This is a genomic window from Stenotrophomonas sp. 2694 (assembly GCF_040548715.1).
Lineage (GTDB): Bacteria > Pseudomonadota > Gammaproteobacteria > Xanthomonadales > Xanthomonadaceae > Stenotrophomonas > Stenotrophomonas indicatrix.
The window spans coordinates 61,369-80,946 of the sequence record NZ_JBEPSG010000013.1 but is presented as its reverse complement, the minus strand read 5'-3'; the positions used below and the strand labels follow the sequence as shown (position 1 = coordinate 80,946).

15 protein-coding genes are annotated in these 19,578 nt (G+C 66.7%); 9 read left to right on the top strand and 6 right to left on the bottom strand.

The window, feature by feature from the left end; all coding sequences use genetic code 11:
* Nucleotides 1-87 precede the first annotated feature (87 nt).
* Complete coding sequence (locus ABIA73_RS15280; protein ID WP_025878097.1) at nucleotides 88-780, top strand: TorF family putative porin; 693 nt, start codon at nucleotides 88-90, stop codon at nucleotides 778-780.
* Between the two features lie 184 nt (nucleotides 781-964).
* Here the strand turns inward: ABIA73_RS15280 and tdh are convergent, their stop codons facing one another.
* Nucleotides 965-1,987: an L-threonine 3-dehydrogenase gene (gene tdh / locus ABIA73_RS15275; RefSeq protein WP_032952044.1), complete on the bottom strand. Its 1,023-nt coding sequence runs from the start codon at nucleotides 1,985-1,987 to the stop codon at nucleotides 965-967.
* A 289-nt stretch (nucleotides 1,988-2,276) separates the two neighbouring features.
* Here tdh and ABIA73_RS15270 point away from each other — a divergent pair, with 289 nt between their 5' ends.
* The 7 genes from ABIA73_RS15270 to ABIA73_RS15240 all read left to right on the top strand — a co-directional run bounded on the left by ABIA73_RS15270 (nucleotide 2,277) and on the right by ABIA73_RS15240 (nucleotide 10,877).
* Nucleotides 2,277-4,439: a S46 family peptidase gene (locus ABIA73_RS15270; protein WP_354275979.1), complete on the top strand. Its 2,163-nt coding sequence runs from the start codon at nucleotides 2,277-2,279 to the stop codon at nucleotides 4,437-4,439.
* A gap of 199 nt (nucleotides 4,440-4,638) precedes the next feature.
* Nucleotides 4,639-5,283: a histidine phosphatase family protein gene (locus ABIA73_RS15265; protein ID WP_025878100.1), complete on the top strand. Its 645-nt coding sequence runs from the start codon at nucleotides 4,639-4,641 to the stop codon at nucleotides 5,281-5,283.
* Nucleotides 5,284-5,325: 42 nt separating this feature from the next.
* Nucleotides 5,326-6,597, top strand: coding sequence for a bifunctional tetrahydrofolate synthase/dihydrofolate synthase (gene folC, locus ABIA73_RS15260; RefSeq protein ID WP_025878101.1), 1,272 nt, complete (start codon nucleotides 5,326-5,328; stop codon nucleotides 6,595-6,597).
* Between the two features lie 81 nt (nucleotides 6,598-6,678).
* Nucleotides 6,679-7,719, top strand: coding sequence for an SPOR domain-containing protein (locus tag ABIA73_RS15255; RefSeq protein ID WP_354275978.1), 1,041 nt, complete (start codon nucleotides 6,679-6,681; stop codon nucleotides 7,717-7,719).
* Nucleotides 7,720-7,765: 46 nt separating this feature from the next.
* Entirely contained in the window at nucleotides 7,766-8,545 is a 780-nt protein-coding gene (locus ABIA73_RS15250) for a CvpA family protein (RefSeq protein ID WP_025878103.1), read from the top strand.
* A gap of 30 nt (nucleotides 8,546-8,575) precedes the next feature.
* Nucleotides 8,576-10,042 (top strand): amidophosphoribosyltransferase, encoded by a 1,467-nt coding sequence (purF, locus tag ABIA73_RS15245; protein ID WP_025878104.1) that lies wholly within the window; start codon nucleotides 8,576-8,578, stop codon nucleotides 10,040-10,042.
* A gap of 10 nt (nucleotides 10,043-10,052) precedes the next feature.
* The gene (locus ABIA73_RS15240) at nucleotides 10,053-10,877 is read left to right on the top strand and encodes a ferritin-like domain-containing protein (protein WP_218788782.1); all 825 of its coding nucleotides are present in this window, start codon (nucleotides 10,053-10,055) and stop codon (nucleotides 10,875-10,877) included.
* Between the two features lie 74 nt (nucleotides 10,878-10,951).
* Here ABIA73_RS15240 and ABIA73_RS15235 read toward each other — a convergent pair whose 3' ends face one another.
* A complete protein-coding gene (locus ABIA73_RS15235) occupies nucleotides 10,952-12,418 on the bottom strand; it encodes a T6SS phospholipase effector Tle1-like catalytic domain-containing protein (RefSeq protein ID WP_354275977.1) in 1,467 nt (488 codons plus the stop codon).
* A 226-nt stretch (nucleotides 12,419-12,644) separates the two neighbouring features.
* On the opposite strand from ABIA73_RS15235, the gene ABIA73_RS15230 reads away from it, so the two are divergent.
* Nucleotides 12,645-13,898: a zinc-dependent metalloprotease gene (locus ABIA73_RS15230; RefSeq protein WP_301866910.1), complete on the top strand. Its 1,254-nt coding sequence runs from the start codon at nucleotides 12,645-12,647 to the stop codon at nucleotides 13,896-13,898.
* Between the two features lie 87 nt (nucleotides 13,899-13,985).
* Here ABIA73_RS15230 and lpxH read toward each other — a convergent pair whose 3' ends face one another.
* The 4 genes from lpxH to ABIA73_RS15210 all read right to left on the bottom strand — a co-directional run bounded on the left by lpxH (nucleotide 13,986) and on the right by ABIA73_RS15210 (nucleotide 19,518).
* Nucleotides 13,986-14,732: a UDP-2,3-diacylglucosamine diphosphatase gene (lpxH, locus tag ABIA73_RS15225; RefSeq protein ID WP_140228179.1), complete on the bottom strand. Its 747-nt coding sequence runs from the start codon at nucleotides 14,730-14,732 to the stop codon at nucleotides 13,986-13,988.
* 17 nt (nucleotides 14,733-14,749) lie between these two features.
* Nucleotides 14,750-15,289, bottom strand: coding sequence for a phosphatase PAP2 family protein (locus tag ABIA73_RS15220; protein WP_099782979.1), 540 nt, complete (start codon nucleotides 15,287-15,289; stop codon nucleotides 14,750-14,752).
* The gene (locus ABIA73_RS15215; RefSeq protein ID WP_033830452.1) at nucleotides 15,270-16,415 is read right to left on the bottom strand and encodes a glycosyltransferase family 4 protein; all 1,146 of its coding nucleotides are present in this window, start codon (nucleotides 16,413-16,415) and stop codon (nucleotides 15,270-15,272) included. Before ABIA73_RS15215 ends, ABIA73_RS15220 begins: the two co-directional genes overlap by 20 nt.
* 166 nt (nucleotides 16,416-16,581) lie before the next feature.
* A complete protein-coding gene (locus tag ABIA73_RS15210; RefSeq protein WP_025878114.1) occupies nucleotides 16,582-19,518 on the bottom strand; it encodes a TonB-dependent receptor domain-containing protein in 2,937 nt (978 codons plus the stop codon).
* Nucleotides 19,519-19,578 lie beyond the last annotated feature (60 nt).

Below are 19,578 nucleotides of genomic sequence, written 5' to 3'. Positions count from 1 at the left end.
ATTCGTGAACCGGGGCTGTCTGGCTCCGGTTGCTGCGCCCGCTGCAGATCCCCGCCTTCCACGCCACCGACCCCACCGGAGACGCTCATGAAGCACGCCCGTGCCTGCCTCGCCATTGCCGCCGCCCTGACCCTCGCGCCGTTCGCCGCCAGCGCCCAGGACAACGAATCTCCGTACAGCTGGAACGTCACCGCCGTCTCGGACTACCTGTTCCGTGGTGTGTCGCAGACCGATGAGGATCCGACCCTGCAGGCCGGCTTCACCTACACCAGCCCGGTTGGCCTGTATGCCGGTGTCTGGGGTTCGGGCGTGGACTTCGGTCCGGGCGATCCGAATACCGAGGTCGACTACCTTATCGGCTACGGCGTGGACGTGACCGAGCGCGTCAACTTCGACGTGCTGTTGAACCGTTACACCTACCTCAAGGCCAGCCACCAGAACTACAACGAGCTGATCACCACCACCACGCTGGACGACACCTACAAGCTGACGGTGGCCTACAGCAACGATGTGTGGAACAGCAGCACCGACGGCTGGTACTTCGGCCTGGGTGGCAGCTGGGGCCTGCCGAAGGACTTCACGCTCAACGCCAACGTCGGCCGCAGCACCTTCGAGGACGGTATCGCCAAGGACTACACCGACTGGAACGTCGGCGTCGCCCGCCAGTTCGGCCTGTTCAATGTCGGCCTGGGTTACTACGGCACCGATGGCAACGGCCGCGACAACTCCGGCAAGCTGGCCCACAGCCGGGTGATGCTGAGCGTGGCCGTAGGCAAGTAACGCCGCAGGCGTTACGGTAGTGCCTGGCTTGCCTGGCACGCTTCACGAAAAAGGCGCCCAATGGGCGCCTTTTTCGATTCCGCAGCGTTCTTGATCCCATCTGGGGGAGAGCCCCCTTGTTGTTCAAGGGGGCGCGCCGACGGCGCGGGGATAAGGAAACCTGCGGGGGAATTGACCCGAAGGGTCAATTCCAGCTGAGGACCACCTTGCCGGCCTTGCCTTCTTCCATCAGGTCGAAGCCCTTCTGGAAGTCGTCGATCGGCAGCTGGTGGGTCATCACCTTGCCGAGCGGGAAGCCGGACAGCACCAGCTGGGTCATCTTGTACCAGGTCTCGTACATCTTGCGGCCGTAGATGCCCTGCACGGTCAGGCCCTTGAAGATGATCTTGTCCCAGTCGCAGCCGGCGCCCTTGGGCATGATGCCGAGCATGGCGATCTTGCCGCCGTGGTACATGCAGTCGAGCATGTCGTTGAACGCGCGCGGGTTGCCGCTCATTTCCAGGCCCACGTCGAAGCCCTCCATGTGCAGTTCCTTCATCACGTCCTTCAGCGACGTGTTGGCGACGTTGACCACGCGGGTGGCGCCCATGTCGGCGGCCAGCTTCAGGCGGAAGTCGTTGACGTCGGTCACCACCACGTTGCGTGCACCGATGTGCTTGCAGATGCCCGCCGCGATGATGCCGATCGGGCCGGCGCCGGTGATCAGCACGTCTTCGCCGATGACGTTGAATTCCAGCGCGCAGTGCGCGGCATTGCCGTACGGGTCGAAGAAGGCGGCCAGCTCGGAGGGGATCTGGTCGGGGATCGGCCACAGGTTGCTGGCCGGCATCACCATGTATTCGGCGAACGCACCGTTGACGTTGACGCCGATGCCGACGGTGTTCGGGCACAGGTGCGGACGACCGCCGCGGCAGTTGCGGCAGTGGCCGCAGACGATGTGGCCTTCGGCCGACACGCGCTGGCCGATCTCGTAGCCGGTTACGCCCGGGCCGATCTCTGCGATGCGGCCGACGAACTCATGGCCGATGGTCAGGCCCGGCTTGATCGTGCGCTGGCTCCATTCGTCCCACAGGTAGATATGCAGGTCGGTGCCGCAGATCGCGGTCTTTTCCAGCTTGATCAGGACCTGGTTGGGGCCCGGAGTCGGCACCGGAACCTCTTCCATCCAGATGCCCTTGGCCGCTTCGCGCTTGACCAGGGCCTTCATCGTTTGCTGCGCCATCGGGGTGGAACTCATCAGGGGGAAAGCGCGGATTATAGGGCGCCACGCGGAATTCCCATGCTGCGCTGCGGGCGCAGCGGTGGAACGAAAGCTGTGCGCAGGCGGGCGTTTCGAACAGCGCCACTGCGTTCGCCGGGCATGGCCCGGCGCTACCGGCAGATCGTGCGGGTGGCGCCGGGCCATGCCCGGCGGGCCGGGGGCCATGACTTCCGGGGTTCGGGCCGGGGCAGGGCGGCGGGCTACAATCGAGGGTTCCACTACCAGGGGCCGCTCCATGCGCTCGAACCTGCTTGCATTCTCCGTCGTCGCCAGCCTTGGGCTGGTCCAGGTCGCCCATGCCGCTGAAGGCATGTGGGTGCCGCAGCAGCTGCCGGAAATCGCCGGCCCGCTGCAGAAGGCCGGCCTCAAGCTGTCCCCGGAACAGCTGGCCAACCTGACCGGCGACCCGATGGGCGCGGTGGTCGCGCTGGGCGGCTGCACCGCCAGCTTCGTCTCCCCGCAGGGCCTGGTGGTCACCAACCACCACTGTGCCTATGGTGCGATCCAGCTGAACTCGACCGCACAGAAGAACCTGATCAAGGACGGCTTCAACGCGCCCAAGCTCAGCGATGAACTGAGTGCCGGCCCGAACGCCCGCGTGTTCGTGCTCGACCAGATCACCGACGTCACCGCCCAGGCCAAGGCGGCCATCGCTGGCGCCGGCAAGGACCCGCTGGCCCGCAGCCGTGCGCTGGACGCTTTCGACAAGGCCCAGGTCGCCGCGTGTGAAGCCGATGCCGGCTTCCGCTGCCGCCTGTACTCGTTCTCCGGCGGCAACACCTACCGCCTGTTCCGCAACCTGGAAATCAAGGACGTGCGCCTGGTCTATGCACCTCCGGGCAGCGTCGGCAAGTTCGGCGGTGACGTCGACAACTGGATGTGGCCGCGCCACACCGGTGATTTCTCGTTCTACCGTGCCTACGTCGGCAAGGATGGCAAGCCGGCCGCGTTCTCGGCCGACAACGTGCCCTACCAGCCCAAGCACTTCCTGAAGTTCGCCGATACGCCGCTGGGCGCCGACGACTTCGTGATGGTGGCCGGCTACCCGGGCCGCACCAACCGCTACGCGCTGGCCGGCGAGTTCAACGAGACCGCCAGCTTCACCTACCCGACCATCGCCCGCCACTACAACGCGGTGCTGAAGATGATCGCCGACGCCGGCAAGGCCGACGCCGACGTCAAGGTGAAGTACGCCGCCACCGCAGCCAGCATGAACAACGTGGCCAAGAACTACCTGGGCCAGCTGGAAGGCTTCAAGCGCATCGATGCCGCCGGCCAGAAGCAGGCCGAAGAAGCGGCGGTGCTGGCCTGGCTGAAGAAGCAGGGCGCTGCCGGCAAGCCGGCACTGGCTGCGCACGCGCAGCTGCTGCAGCACCTGGATACCAGCAAGTCGACGCGCGAGCGCGACCTGTTCGTCGGCCAGTTCAACAACACCTCTGCAGTGGGCGCGGCGATCACCCTGTACCGCCTGTCGATCGAGCGCAGCAAGCCCGATGCCGAGCGCGAAGCGGGTTACCAGGACCGCGACCTGACCACCATCGAGGGCAGCCTGAAGCAGATGGATCGCCGCTACGTGGCGAAGATGGACCAGCAGCTGCAGACCTACTGGCTGGACCAGTACGTGGCCCTGCCGGCCGCCCAGCGCGACAACGAGGTGCTGAACACGTGGTTGGCCGGCAGCGATGCCACTGCGGTGAAGTCGCTGGTGACCAAGCTGGGCGGCACCGGACTGGGCAGCCTGGACCACCGCCTGAAGTGGTTCAAGGCCGATCGCGCTGCGTTTGAAGCCAGCAATGATCCGGCCATCCAGTACGCGGTGGCCGTCATGCCGGCGCTGCTGAAGCAGGAAGAGCAGAAGAAGATCCGCGAGGGCGAATCGCTGACCGCTCGTCCGCTGTACCTGCAGGCCGTGGCCGACTACAAGAAGAGCCAGGGCGAGTTCGTCTATCCCGATGCCAACCTGTCGCTGCGCATCACCTTCGGCAACGTGATGGGCTATGGCAAGGACGGCGTGAAGTACACCCCGTTCACCACCCTGGAAGGTGTGGCGGCGAAGGAAACCGGTGAGGATCCGTTCGACTCGCCGAAGGCCCTGCTCGATGCGGTCAAGGCCAAGCGTTACGGCGGTCTGGAAGACAAGCGGATCGGTTCGGTACCGGTGAACTTCCTGTCCAACCTGGACATCACCGGCGGCAACTCCGGTTCGCCGGTGCTCGATGCCAACGGCAAGCTGGTCGGCCTGGCCTTCGACGGCAACTGGGAATCGGTCAGTTCCAACTGGGTGTTCGACCCGGTGATGACCCGCATGATCGCCGTCGACAGCCGCTATATGCAGTGGATCATGCAGGAAGTGGCGCCGGCGCCGCAGCTGCTGAAGGAACTGAACCTGGCGAAATAAACCGGTTGCGGTAGTGCCGGCCGCTGGCCGGCAACCTCGACCAGATAGCCGGAGTTTCTGAAACCCCGCGACGTCTGTCGCGGGGTTTTTTCATGCCCCGACCGGCCGGGTCCGCCGAACAGGTATCATCCCTGTTCCGCGCACTTCACAGGATGTGAACAATGCGCCGGAACTCCTCCCCCAAGGACCCCTTGTTCGCATGCGCATCCTGCTTGCCCGTCACGGCGAAACGCCGTGGAACGCCGAAGGCCGCTACCAGGGCCAGATCGACATCCCGCTTTCGCCCATCGGTGAGGCCCAGGCCCAGGCGCTTGGCGCCCGCCTGGCTTCGGTGGACATCACCCGCGCGGTGGCCTCGCCGCTGTCACGCGCCCAACGCACCGCGCAACTGGCCCTGGGTGCTGCACGCGCCGACATGCTGCTGACCGAGCCGGAGCTGCAGGAAATCGCCCACGGTGAGTGGGAAGGCCTGCTGGCCAGCGAAATCAACGAAAAAGACCCGTCGCGCCTGCAGGCGTGGCGCAATGAACCGGACACCGTGCTGATGCCCGGTGGCGAATCGCTGCGCCTGGTGCTGGAGCGCAGCTGGCGCGGCCTGGCCCGCGCCGCCGAAGGCCTTGGCGAACACGACACCCTGCTGGTGGTCGCCCACGATGCAGTCAACCGGGTGATCCTGTGCAAGGTGCTGGGCCTGCCGTTGTCGCGGCTGTGGACCTTCCGCCAGGCACCGACCACGCTCAACCTGCTTGAAGGCGCCGACCTGGACAGCCTGGAAGTGGTGCGCCTGAACGACTGCGCCCACCACACGCCGTTCTTCGGTGAAGCCAAGCACCGCGCACTCTGAATCTTCTGCCCTGAACCACCTGCACCTGTTGGAAGCCTTGCCGTGAAGAACACCCCGACCACTCTGGCCGAATGGCTGGACTACATTGAACGCCAGCATCCAGCCAGCATCGACATGGGACTGGAGCGCGTGCGCACCGTGGCCACCGCGATGGGCCTGGGCACGCCGGCCAGGCACACCATCGTGGTCGGTGGTACCAACGGCAAGGGTTCCACCGTCGCCTTCATCGAGGCCATCGCGCGTGCTGCGGGCTGGAAGGTCGGCGCGTACACCTCGCCGCACCTGCTGCGCTACAACGAGCGCGTGCGCATCGATGGCCAGGATGTCGATGACGCCGCACTGGTGGCCGCGTTCAACACGGTCGAGGCAGCGCGCGGTGATGTGACGCTGACCTACTTCGAGTACGGAACGCTGGCCGCGCTGCAGTTGTTCGCCGATGCCGATCTTGATCTGGCCGTGCTGGAAGTGGGCCTCGGTGGCCGCCTGGATGCGGTCAACATCGTCGACGCCGACGTGGCGGTGATCACCACCGTGGACATCGATCACGCCGAATGGCTGGGCGAGGACCGCGAGGCCATCGGTGCCGAGAAGGCCGGCATCATCCGCGGCTGGAAGCCGGTGATCCTGGGCGAGACCGATCCGCCGTCGAGCGTGCTGGCGCGCGCCTACCTGGTGGGTGCCAATGCGATCCGCGGCGGCAGCGACTATTTCTACGAACCGATCGACGCGCAGCGTTGGCGCTGGCGCGATGTCGGCACCCGCCTGGAGCTGCCGACGCCGACGCTGGCCGGGCCGATCCAGCTGGCCAACGCCGGTGCGGCGATCGCGGCGCTGCGCGCGCTGGACAGGCCGGTGCCGCGCGCGGCATGGGCCGCAGGCGTGGCAGCGGCGCGCATCGCCGGGCGCCTGCAGGCGTTCGAGCGCGATGGCGTGCAGGTTCGCGTCGATGTCGGCCACAACCCGCAGGCAGCCGGCCAGCTGGCGCGCGCGCTGAAGGCCGAGGCATCCCCCGGGCGCACCCTGGCGGTATACGCCGCGCTGCAGGACAAGGACGCCGTGGGCGTGGTGCAGGCCCTGCAGGAGGTGGTGAGCGACTGGACCCTGGCCGGGCTGGATGGCGCGCGTGGGCAGAGTGCGGCGGAACTGCAGGCACGGCTGGCAGATACCGCGGCAGCCACTGCGGCGCTGGCCGGCACGGTCGAACAGGCGATGGCGCAGGTGCTGGCCCGCGCCGAGCGCGGCGACCGGGTGCTGGTATTCGGTTCCTTCCATACCGCCGCCGCTGCGCTGCAATGGCTGCAGGTCCACGCCTGACCGCCGTTCAGCCATTACCGACGCCGTGCGGTCGCGCACCCGTATAATCGACCGCAACGTCCAGCCTGCCGCCTGCCCTACGTGGATACGCCCCTGAAACAGCGTCTGATTGGTGCCATCGTCCTGGTGGCCTTGGCCGTCATTTTCCTGCCGATGCTCGTCAAGGGCCCGGCCCCGGACAGCGGTGTCGCTTCTGTGCCGATCGCCGCGCCCGATGCGCCGGCCGATGGCCAGTTTGAAACCCGTGAACTGCCGCTGGTCGCACCGGCCGGTGGCGCCACCGGGTTGCAGAGTGGCCAGGCCCGTCCCGTCGAGGAGGCTGCCGCCCCGGCAACACCGCCGACCGTGGACACTTCGCCAGCCGTCGCCGCCGGTAACTACGCGGTGACGTTCGGCGCCTATGGCAGCCAGGCCGACGCCGATGCGGTGATCGCCTACCTCAAGCGTTCGCAGCTTCCGGGCTTCATCGAGACCGCATCGATCAACGGCCGCCCGGCCTGGCGCGTTCGCGTTGGGCCGTATGCCGACCGTGCCCAGGCCGAAGCGGCCCGGCTGCAGGCGGTGAAGGTGCGTGCCGACGTGAAGGCAGAAGTCATCACGCTCGATGCGAAACCCTCCACCAGCGCACCGGTGGCAAGCACGCCGACGCCCGCGCCGAGCGCCAGTACTCCCGTCGCGGCGGCCACGCCGTCGGCGACCGGCAACCCGGTGCGCAGTGAAAGCCTGCCGCCGAGTACGCCGACCGCAGCAGCAGCGCCGCCGGCCGCCAAGCCGGAGCCGGTCAAGCCGGTGGCCAAGCCGGAACCGAAGCCCGAGCCCAAGCCGGAAGCGACCGCCAGCAAGCCGGCCACGCCGCCGACCACGCCGGCCGCACCGGCCGCCAGCGGAGTGGGTTTTGCCGTACAGCTCGGCGCATTCGGCCAGGCCAACGATGCCAACGCCCTGCGCGACAAGGTCCGCGCGGCAGGCTTCAGCGCCTTCGTCGAGCAGGTGCGTACCGAAAAGGGCAGCCTGCACCGTGTCCGTGTCGGACCGGTCGCCAACCGCGCCGATGCTGAACAGTTGAAGGCGCAGGTCGCCGCCAAGGTCGGCGTGGCCGGCATGGTGCGACCGCACCCATGACCTGTACGCAGCCCCGTTGCCAGCGCCGCCGAAGGAGCGGGGCGCCATGATCGACGTGGTGCTGCTGATCGTGATCGCCGCCTCCACCCTGCTTGGGTTGCTGCGCGGCTTCGTGGGCATCGTCATCGGCACCGTATCGTGGCTGGTGGCCGCCTGGGCGGCCTTTGCCTTCGGCAATGACGCCGCACGCTGGTGGGCCGCACCGGCTGCGCCCGGCGGCGAGCATTTCATCGGCGGCTACCTCAGCGTCGGCATCGGCGTGATGGTCGTGGTCGCCGTGATCGGCATGGTCATCAAGGCCATCGTCCACCGCAACATGCTGGGCAGCCTGGACCGCCTGCTGGGCGGGGTCCTCGGTGCCGTGCGTGGCGGGCTGATCGCGGCCGTGCTGCTGTTGCTGGCCGGCTTCACTCCGCTTACCGCCGAACCCTCCTGGCGCGGCTCGGCGCTGCGCCCGGTGCTGAACCCGGCCGTGGCCTGGATGAACAGCAAGCTGCCGCAGTGGCAGGTGCCGGGCACCGACCTGCTGCCCAAGGCCTTGCCGATGGACGCGCTGTCCCCATCTGCGTTGATGGAGCTGGGCAAGAGCGCCGGCGCCGGAGTGGGCAAGCCGGGGGCGACAGGCGATAATGGCGTACTCGGTCAGATAGTGGCGGGCAGCGGATGGCTGCGGCCTGCGAAGGCGGAACAGGGCGAGGCATACGATCCGGCCGAAGTGCGCCCGGACGCCCCAGCACTACCGGGCAGCATCGAGCCGGACGACCCGGCCAATGTCGACCGCAGACGCGGCGACAACTCTGGCCAGGCACGGCCACCTTCCTTGTAACTGGGCACAGCCCAGCGGAGACCTCGCATCATGTGTGGCATCGTCGGAATCGTCGGCAACCAGAACGTCGCCGGGCAGTTGTATGACGGCTTGACCGTCCTCCAGCATCGCGGCCAGGACGCGGCGGGCATCGCCACCGTCAACGGCAGCCGCCTGCGGGTGCAGAAGGCCACCGGCCTGGTCCGCGATGTCTTCGATGCACGCACCATGTCCACCCTGGAAGGCAGCGTCGGCATCGCCCATGTGCGCTATCCGACCGCCGGTTCGGAAGGCATGGACGAGGCACAGCCGTTCTACGTCAATTCGCCGTACGGCATCGCGCTGGCCCACAACGGCAACCTGATCAACACCGAGGACCTGCGCCAGCAGGTGTTCGAGCAGGACCGCCGCAACGTCAATACCGATTCGGACAGCGAAGTGCTGTTGAACGTGTTCGCCTACGAACTGGAACAGCAGCGCCAGCTCAGCCCGGAAGCCGCCATCCGCGCGGTTGCCGGCGTGCACCGCCGTTGCAAGGGCGGCTATGCGGTGGTCAGCGTGGTGCTGGGCCTGGGCCTGGTCGCTTTCCGCGATCCGCATGGCATCCGCCCGCTGGTGCTGGGCAAGCGCAGCCATGCCGAGGGTGACGAATACATTGTTGCCTCCGAGTCGGCCGCGCTGGACGTGCTGGGCTTCCAGCGCGTGCGCGACGTGCAGCCGGGCGAAGCACTGGTGATCACCGCGCGCGGCGAGTTGTTCTCGGAAATCTGCGCCGAGCCGGCCGAACACACCCCGTGCATCTTCGAGTACGTGTATTTCGCACGCCCCGATTCGATGATCGACAACGTGTCGGTGCACAAGGCGCGCATGCGCATGGGCATCAAGCTGGGCGAGAAGATCCTGCGCCTGCGCCCGGACCACGACATCGACACCATCATCCCGATCCCGGATACCTCGCGCGATGCCGCGCTGGAGATCTCCAACGTGCTCGGGGTGAAGTACCGCGAAGGCTTCATCAAGAACCGTTACATCGGCCGCACGTTCATCATGCCGGGCCAGGGCGAACGGGTGAAGTCGGTGCGCCGCAAGCTCAACCCGATCCACCTGGAATTCCGCAACCGCGTGGTGCTGCTGGTGGACGACTCGATCGTGCGCGGCACCACCAGCCAGCAGATCGTGCAGATGGCGCGTGACGCCGGCGCACGCAAGGTCTACCTGGCCAGCGCCGCGCCGCCGGTGCGTTACCCCAACATCTACGGCATCGACATGCCGGCCGCTGAAGAGCTGGTCGCGCACAACCGCAGCATCGAGGAAATCGAAGCGCACCTGGGCTGCGACTGGCTGATCTACCAGGACATCGAAGACATGGAAGCGGCGGTGAGCGAGGGCAATCCGGCGCTGCGCAACTTCGATTCCTCGTGCTTCAACGGCCATTACCCGACGGGCATCGAGCCGGGCTACTTCGAACGCATCCAGCAGCTGCGTTCGGACGACGCCAAGCACAAGCGCCGCGCCTGAGGTCCATGCGGTGATCGACGTGCCTGACGTCGGCGGCAATCTGCTGCGCGCCGCGCAGCAGTGCCTGGCCGAAGCCGATCCGCTGCGCAAGGTCGCGCTGACCCAGGCCTACGCTGCCGCGTTCCGCGCCGGCCGCTTGAACGTACCGGCCGATGCTCCGCCGGCCGATCCGATCCGCATGCCGGGCCGGCCGGCGCAGCTGGTGATGGTGCATCCGCGTGAAGTGCCCCGGCGCGGCCTGGGCGGGGTGGAAGGGCGTGCGGCGTTCATCCATGCCATCGCCCATATCGAGCTCAATGCGATCGACCTGGCCTGGGACGCGGTGTACCGCTTCCGCGGTCTTCCGGCTGCGTTCCATGCCGACTGGGTGAGCTGCGCCGACGACGAATCGCGCCACTTCATGCTGCTGCGCGAGCGCCTGCTGGCACATGGCCATGAGTACGCCGATTTCCCGGCGCACAACGGCCTGTGGGAAATGTGCGAGAAGACCGCGCACGACGGCCTGGCGCGCATGGCGCTGGTGCCGCGCGTGCTGGAAGCGCGCGGGCTGGACGTGACCCCGGGCATGATCGACAAGCTGCGCAACGTCGGCGATGGCGAAACCGCCGACGTGCTGGAGGTGATCCTGCGCGAGGAGGTTGCACATGTTGCCGCCGGATCGCGCTGGTTCCGCTGGTACTGCGAGCGCGCCGGCGTCGAGCCACGAGCGCGTTTCAAGGAACTGCTGGTCGAGTATGCCGGTGGCTACCTGCACGGGCCGTTCAACATCGAGGCACGCCTGCTGGCCGGGTTCGATGCGGATGAGCTCGCCAACCTGGTCGAACAGGCGGGTTGAAGGAAAAGGGGACGGAGGGAATCAAGTCGTTTGTGCCACAAACGGCTTGATTCCCTCCGTCCCCTTTTTGGTTCTCATGCGTTCGGCAACACCAGGCGTCTGCCATCCACCGTCGGCCGGTTGATGTAGAACAGCCCCGGCCCGGGGCGATACGGCAGCTCGCTGACACCGGCGTCGGCGGTGTAGGTCAGGGCGGTATCGCCCAGCGCATCGAAATTCCAGTGTGCGGACTGCATCAGGTAACGGCGGCGCAGCAACGCTTCCTGCGTCGGGGTCAACGGCTGGCCGGCAATCAGGCGGCGCGCGATCGGCTGCAGCGCGCTGGGCAGTTCCCAACCCGCCACCTTGGCCGCGTCGGTAGTCCAGGTCACGCCGGCATCGTTGGCGTGCTGCTGCATCACCTGCAGCGCAACCAGCTGGTAGCGCCAATCGATGCGCCGGTGCAGCACCACCGCAGCGGTGACGTACAGCACCGGCGACATCAGCACGCTGCGGCTGCCCGCGCGTCGCTGCTGCTGCCACTGGTGCCAGACATCGACCCACACTTCCTTCGGGTTCAACCCCAGCTGCTGCCGCCAGCGTTCGGCGTCGGCCTGTGCTTCAGCGTACGCGGTGGTCGCCTGCAGCAGTGCCAGGGGCGGTGTCTGGTAGTCCTCCACGCCAGGCCGGCGCAGTTGCTGCCGCCGCGGCCGGCTGAGCAGCTTGGGCCCTTCTTCCACCTGGTCGTAGCCACCACCGATGTTGGCGTGCACGCCGGGCAGTGCGATTTCGCGATGGGCCGGTGCCACCGTGGTCAGCGCATAGTGCTGGCGATGCTCGTCGCGCGCACTGAGCTGCAGCACGGCCTCGGCGATGCCTGCGGGCAGGGCGATGCGGGGGTGTTCGTCGGCGCGGCCGCCGTTGACGGCGACCACCGTGTCGAACAGGCCGATGAAGCGCAATATCGGCCGCGGCAGGGCGAAATCGGCGCTGCATGAAAACCCCGCCTGCTGCAGCAGCTGCCGCCAGCGCGCGCCGTCCCATCCGCGCAGATGGTTGGCCACATCACGCGCGGAGGCCGCGCCGCGCGAGTAGCCGAACAGATCCAGCTGCACGCTGTGCAGGGGCGCGCGCCACTGCACAGCAAGAGCCGACAGTGCCGCCGGCAGCAGCACCTGCAACGCACGCTGCACCTTCGCCTGCACGCCACTGGCGCCGATACCGAAGGCCAGGCCGATCAGGTCGTCCTCGGCATCATCGCGGGTGCCGACGCCTTCCACGTAGATCGCCAGCGAAGGTGTACTGCCGGGCGTGCGCCGGCTGTCCGGATACAACTGATGCAGGCGCGCGATGTTGGTGGCGCCGTTGTCGTAGCTGCTGGTCAAACGACTCTGGTAGGTCGAATCATCATCGGCGCGGAGCAGGGCGGGGCGCGGTCGCGGCACCTGCCGGTGGCCCTGCGCCAGGTTGTGTGCGTTGTTGCGGGTGCCATCGAAGAACAGGCCGATCCGCAGCAGGCCCGGATCAGCCGTCGTGTCACCGTTGTGCTGCGCTGGCGCCATGTGCATCCCCTGTCGTGGCCACGTCACGGTAGCGCGAAAGCCGTGTGTTGGCGAAGTGTACTGGCGCTGTTGACCTGACTGAACGCAGATGCGGTCGATCACAGATCGCGATTTCCATTCCTCTCGTCTATTGAATTCACACGCCCTGCGCAGGCCTGATGGCCGGACCCGGCACCCCGGGTCGTGCTGCATCAACGCTGTCCACTTCACTTCAAGGAGCGACAAGATGATGTCCAGATCGATAGGTAAAGCGACAGGTGGTCTGTTGTTGGGATTGTCGGTAGCGGCGGCCGCCCATGCGGCGCCGCTGTTCGAGCCGGTCACCGTGCTCAGCCGTGCATCGGCCACCAGCGAGCCGGCACTGGGGCGATTGCTGGCCACCCCGTCCACCGCCGCCGTACAGGAAGTGCGTGTCGATGCTGCCGCCACCGCGCAGCCGCAGCTGGAATTCGAGCTGCTCGGGCAGAAGGTGCAGGCCGTTCGCAGCAAGGTCGAGGCGCTGCCCGAGGGTGGCAGCATCTGGTACGGCCAGTTGCGCGCGCCGTCCGATCGCCTGCAGGCGGCCACGTCCAATGGCCAGGACGATCCGGGCAATTCGCTGATCCTGGTGCGCTCGGGCAATACCCTCACCGGCTCGATCCGCAAGGACGGCAAACTCTATCGTCTGCGTCCGCTGGGCAATCGCCACGTGCTGGTCGAGGTGGATGAATCGCGGATGCCGGCCGATCATCCGGCCGACTACAACCAGTTGCCGAAGATCGCCATGCCTGCCAATGATCGCCTCGGCACTGCGCAGGCCTCCTCAGGCAGCCCGGCGACCATCCGCGTGCTGGTGGTGGCAACCAATGCTGCAGTGACCGCCTACGGTGGCAACATGCAGTCGCTGGTGCAGTTGGCGGTTGCCGAATCCAACCAGGGTTACACCAACAGCAACGTAGGCCTCACCCTGCAGCTGGCCGGTTATGAAACCACCAACTACACCGAGTCCGGCAATTTCACCACCGACCTGTCGCGCTTCCGTGGCACCAGCGACGGCTACATGGACAGCATCCACACCAGCCGCAACAACACCGCCGCCGACGTCGGCGTACTGCTGATCAACAACACCAGTTACTGCGGACTGGCGTCGGGCATCGGTTCCACCGCATCGACCGCGTTTGCTGCGGTGTACTGGGATTGCGCCACCGGCTACTACTCGTTCGCCCATGAAATCGGCCACCTGCAGAGCGCACGGCACGACATCGCCAGTGATCCGAGCACGTCGCCGTATGCCTATGGCCATGGCTATCGTTATGAGCCGGCCAGCGGATCGCGCTGGCGCACGATCATGGCCTATGACTGCTCGGCCGGCTGCCCGCGGCTGAACTACTGGTCCAATCCGAACATCAGCTACAACGGCGTGCCGATGGGCATCGCCAGCAGTGCCGACAACCAGCGCGTGCTGGTCAATACCAAGGCCACCATCGCGGCCTTCCGCTGAGTCCAAGCGCCGACCAGGGTCGGCGTCTACCAGGGCGCGTGCACCTGCTCTGGTAGATGCCAACCTTGGTTGGCATCCTGCGATCCATCATGCGCGGCTGAGCGTATCCAGGGTCCAGCCGTTGGCATCCACGCGCAGCACCGAACCCTGTTCGTACCAGTCGCCCAGCACGATGCGGGTGCAGCTGCGTCCGCCGGCCTGCAGGGTGTGGATCGCCGGGCGATGGGTGTGGCCATGGATCATCGTGTCCACGCCGTGGCGCACGTAAGTGGCTTCCACTTCGGTCGGGGCCACGTCGGTGACTGTTTCGAACTGCGCACGGTCGCCCTGCTTCATTTCCGACTGGCGCGCCTGGCTGGCATCACGCGCCTTCTGCGCGAAGGCGATACGCGCTTCCAGCGGCTGCGACAGGAACTGCGCCTGGAAGACCGGGTCGCGGGTCTGGGCACGGAACTGCTGGTAGGGGATGTCATCGGTGCACAGCAGGTCACCGTGCTGCAGCAGCACCGGGCGGCCGTACAGCTCGATCATGCACGGGTCCGGCAGGATGCGCAGGCCGGCGCGGCGGGCATAGTCTTCGCCCAGCAGGAAGTCACGGTTGCCGCGGATGAAGAAGACCGGCACGCCGCTGTCGGACAGTACCTTCAGCGCATCGGCCACCGCGTCGGCTGCGGCCGAGGGGGTGTCATCGCCGATCCAGGCTTCGAACAGATCGCCGAGGATGTACAGCGCATCGGCGCCAGGCGCTTCCTCGCGCAGGAAGCGCAGGAACAGGTCGGTGATGGCCGGACGGCTGGGGTCCAGATGCAGATCGGAGATGAACAGCGTGGTCATGCGGACATTCTAGGGCATCACACCGGCAACGGCAGCCAGGCCAGGCTGGCCGAGGCCAGCAGTGCAGCGATGCCGGTGGCAGCCAGAACGTCGCTTGGGTAGTGCAGGCCCAGCACTACGCGCGACAGGCCCACGCCGAGGGTGAACGGCACCAGCAGCGGCGCCAGCCAAGGGTAGTAGGCCAGCGCGACGATGGTGAACGACACCGCGTGCAGGGTATGGCCGGACGGGAAACTGAACTCATCCAGCGGCGCCACCCAGGCACGGATACGCAGGTCGGCCGCGTACGGCCGTGGCCGCCGGGTCCAGCGTTTCAGGCCCTTGTACAGCAGCAGCGCGGCCAGGCCGGTGGCGGCCATGTGCACTGATGCGCGCAGGCCGTCGAAGCCATCGATGAGCACCAGCGCGCCCATCAGCACATACCAGAACACGCCATCGCCGAGCCGGCTGATGATCGAAAAGACGCGCCGCACGCGGCGACGTCGGCAGTAGTGGTTGGCGCGGCGGCACAACCGGGCTTCGCGACCGGCCAGCAGCTCAAGCGGCGTGGTGCGCATGTCCGCTCCTCCGCGCGCTGGCCAGTTCCGCCAGCAGGCTTTCGAACTCCGCCACCACCTGCTGCGGGTGCAGCCGCTTCATCGCCCGTGCCGCGTTGCCACCCAACCCGCGGCGCTGGACATCATCGGCAGCCAGTTGCACCGCTGCCTGCACGAACTGCTCGTCGTCATCCACTGCGGCACCGTTCTCGCCGTTGCGCAGGTACTCGCGGGCCGCGCCGTAGTCGAAAGCGACCGTGGCCAGGCCGCTTGCCATGCTTTCCAGGGTCACGTTGCCGAAGGTCTCGCTGCGGCTGGGGAACAGGAACAGATCGCCACTGGCGAAGTGTCGGGCCAGGGCATCGCCGCGCTGGATGCCGCAGAAGATGAAATCGGGATTCTCATGCGCCAGTTTCTCGCGCGCCGGGCCATCGCCGACCCAGATGAAACGCGCTTTCGGGCGCACCTGCTGCAGCTTGCGGAAGGCCTTCACCGCCAAGCCGAGGTTCTTTTCGGCGGCGATGCGGCCAACGTAGATCGCCGCCAGGCCCGTGCCATCGATACCCCATTCCTCGCGCAATGCCGGGTCGCGGCGTGACGGGTCGAACTGCTGGCTGTCGACCGCACGGGCGAGCAGGCGCACGCGCTCGAAGCCCTGGTCGCTCAGGAATTCCTGCAGTTCGCGGGTGGGCACCAGGGTCGCGTCGGCCTGGTTGTGGAAACGGCGCATCCAGCGCATTGCCGCCGACTGCAGCCACGCCACGCCATAGTCGGGCAGGTATTCGTCGAAGCGGGTGTGGAATCCGGTAGCCACCGGAATGCCGAGGCGGCGCGCGGTGCGTAGTGCCGACCAGCCCAGCGGACCTTCGGTCGCCACGTAGACCGCATCGGGGCGCTGCTGTCGCCAGTGCCGGCCCAGCCGGATCGGTGCCGGCAGGCCGAAGCGCAGGCCAGGGTAGCGCGGCAAGGCCGCGCCCGGTACCAGCAGGGTGCCCGGCGCCGCATCCAGTGCTTCGCTGACCTGGCGCGGACGGATCAGGTCGACCTCGTGGCCGGCGGCGCGCAATCCCTGCTCCAGGCCCTGCACGGTCAGTGCGACGCCGTTGATCTCCGGCGGGTAGGTTTCGGTGACGATGGCATAGCGCATGGCGGGCCTCCGGTTTTACGCATGCTCGGGCCTGGCGATGTAGCCGACATGACCGCTTTGCGACAACGCGATGACGACCGGGCAAGGCGGTGCCTGTGCAGTTCAGCGGCACAAAAAAACCACGGCCCCGAAGGGCCGTGGTCGTGGTGGTGCGACAGCGCGTGGATCAGAAGCTCTGCTTGTACTGCATGTACACGAAGCGGCCGATGTCGAAGCTGCCCGAGTAGGAGTACACCGAGTTCGGCTTGGTGTACATCACCGGGCCGAGGCGGTTGAACACGTTGTTGGCACCCACCGAGACGGTGGCGTTCCACGGCAGCTTGTAGCGCACCTGCACGTCGTTGAAGGTCACCGAACCACGTTCGTTGTAGTTGCGGGCGCCCTTGTACCAAGGCGCGTACACGCCCGGATCGGAGCACTCGTCCGGATGGTTCGGCAGGCTCAGGCACTGCTCCTTGACACCGGAGTAGTAGCGGGCGGTCCAGCTCACACCGAAGTTCTCGAAGTCCCAACCGATGGTGGCGTTGGAACGGACGCGGAAGCCGATGCCGGTATTGACCGCGATGCCGTTGGTGGTGGTCGGCACGGTGGCAACGTCATTGGACGAACGGTAGATGTTCGAGCTGACGTAGGTGGTCGACCACGAGGTGCTCAGCTTGCCGTAGTCGGTATCCAGACGGTAGCTGACGTCCATGTCGTAGCCTTCGGTCTCGGCGAAGCCCGCATTGCGGTTGCCGAACTTCAGGCCGGTGACGATGCCGGTGACCGGATCACGCGAGAAGCGCGCGCAACGCGACTCGATGTTCTGCTCGTAGCAGTCGATCAGGATCTGGTTCGAGCTGTCGGACACGATGGTGTTGTCGATGCGGATCTTCCACCAGTCCAGCGACACGTTGAAGTTGCTGATGAAGGTGGGGCTCCACACCACGCCCAGCGTGCGGCTGGTCGAGGTTTCCGGCAGCAGATCCGGGTTGGAGCCTGAGGTGAACGCCACCGGGCTGGCCGCGCTCGAACCGCTGGTCGGCCTGTTGGTGCTGTCCAGCTGGCGGTACGCATCGATGTTGGCAATGTCCTGGGCGCAGCGTGCACGCACAGCGCTGTTGGAACGGGCCGAGCCGTACACGCTGTCGCAGGGATCGCTGAAGGTCGGGAAGGTCTGCGAGCCGCCGCCGTACAGATCGTTGATGGTCGGCGAGCGGAAGCCCTCCGCCCAGGTGCCACGCACCAGCAGCTGGTCGATCGGCTTCCACTTGAAGCCGAACTTGCTGTTGAGGGTGTCGCCGAAGGTGTTGTAGTCGGAGTAGCGGGTAGCTGCGTTGAAGCTCAGCTCACGCGCGCCGGGCAGGTCGGCCAGCACCGGCACGTTCAACTCCAGGTAGGCTTCCTTCACCTTGTACGAGCCGCCGGTCGGGCCAGCGGCCAGGTTGGTGGTCGCGCCGGTCTGGGCCAGGGCATCAGGAATGAACTTGCCGTTCTCTTCGCGGTTTTCCAGGCCGAATGCGAAGCCCAGGTCGCCTGCCGGCAGGGTGAGCAGGCTGCCACTCAGGTTGGCGAACCAGTTCTTGGTCGTGGTTTCACCCGTGGCGTTCTCGGCGGGGAACAGCCAGTCCTGCAGCGCCTGGTTGCCGTCCAGGCCATACGGGTTCTGCACGCCGTAGGGAACCAGCGGGTTCCACACCATGCAGTTGGCCTTCGGAGCCGCAGCGCTGCCGCACTCGACCTTGCCGGTGGCGTTGTTGAAGTAGGACGGGCCCACTGCATCGATGACACGCTGCTTGTGCAGGTTGCCGGTGGTGTGCTGGGTCAGCTCGTTCTTGCTGTACTGATAGCCCACTTCCCAGTCGAAGTAGCGCTCGCCCAGGTCGAAGGTGCCTTCGAAAGCGGCGACGGCGCGGTAGGTCTTCAGCTCGCTGGTGCTTTCGCGCGGCATTTCCCAGGTACGGCGGTTCCACGCCACCGACGTCGGCGTCGCATAGCCGTTCTTGTTGCCGAACGGGTTGAAGTAGCTGTCGATGGACATGTTGCCTGCGGCACCCGTCGCGCCCAGCGTGTTGGAAGCCAGCGGGTAACCAGCGGTGACGCGGGTCGAGGAGCGCTTGTTGTAGCCCAGCTCGGTCTTGAAGCGGACGTTGTCGGTGATGTTGGCCTGGCCGGAGAAGAACACCGAGTCGCGCTTGATCGGATAGCTCAGGTGCATCTGCTCGTTGGTGTTGCTGGTGTCGCCGGTGAACGCGGCCGGATCGGTCAGGTGGTAGTTGCCGGGCTTGGTCGGGTCGGCGCCACGGTTGAGCGAGTAGCCGCAGCCGGCCGCGACCGTACAGCCGGGACCACGCAGGCCGGTGAACTGGCCCCACTGGCTGGTCGTGGTCCAACCTTCGGTCGGGTGACGGTCGGTGTTGCTGTAACGGCTGAAGCCGCGGTCACGTGCCCAGACGGCCTTTTCCTCGGAGTGCTCCAGTGCCAGGGTGGCCGAGAAGCGGTCATTGGACCAGCCGGCAACCACGTCGACGCGGTCGCGGGCACCGTCCCCCTCGCTGAACTGGCCGTGGTAGACATTGGCGGTCACGCCGCTGACATTGCTGCGGGTGATGATGTTGACCACGCCGGCCATGGCGTCGGAACCATAGATGGCCGAGGCGCCGTCCTTCAGGATCTCCACGCGCTCGATCGCCGACACCGGCAGGACCGACAGGTCCTGGTAGCCGGAGGTGCTGATGCCCAGGCGCTTGCCGTTGATCAGTACCAGCGTGCGCTGGGTGCCCAGGCCGCGCATGTCCACGTAGGTGCCACCGGCATTCTCACCGGCGGTCAGCACGTTGGCGCGGCTGATGGTCGGGGTGCCCATCGCGGTGACGTTCTGCAGGATGTCCGAGACCGAGCTGAAGCCCTGGCGCTCGATGTCCATCCGGCTCAGCGCCAGCACCGGCTGGGCGGTTTCAACGTCGACCTGGCGGATACGCGAACCGGTGATCTCGATGCGGTCCAGGTTGGTCGGCGAGGCAGTGCTGCCGCTCTGTGCGAAAGCCGGCAGGGCGGCCAGGGTGGCAGTGGTTGCCAGGGCGTAGCGGATGGCCTGCCCCAGTGCGGTGGTGCGTGAAGTCATGACGAGCTCTCTCTCTCGGGTCGTGCAAAGGACGCCAAAGTGGGCGTCGAAGGAATCGAC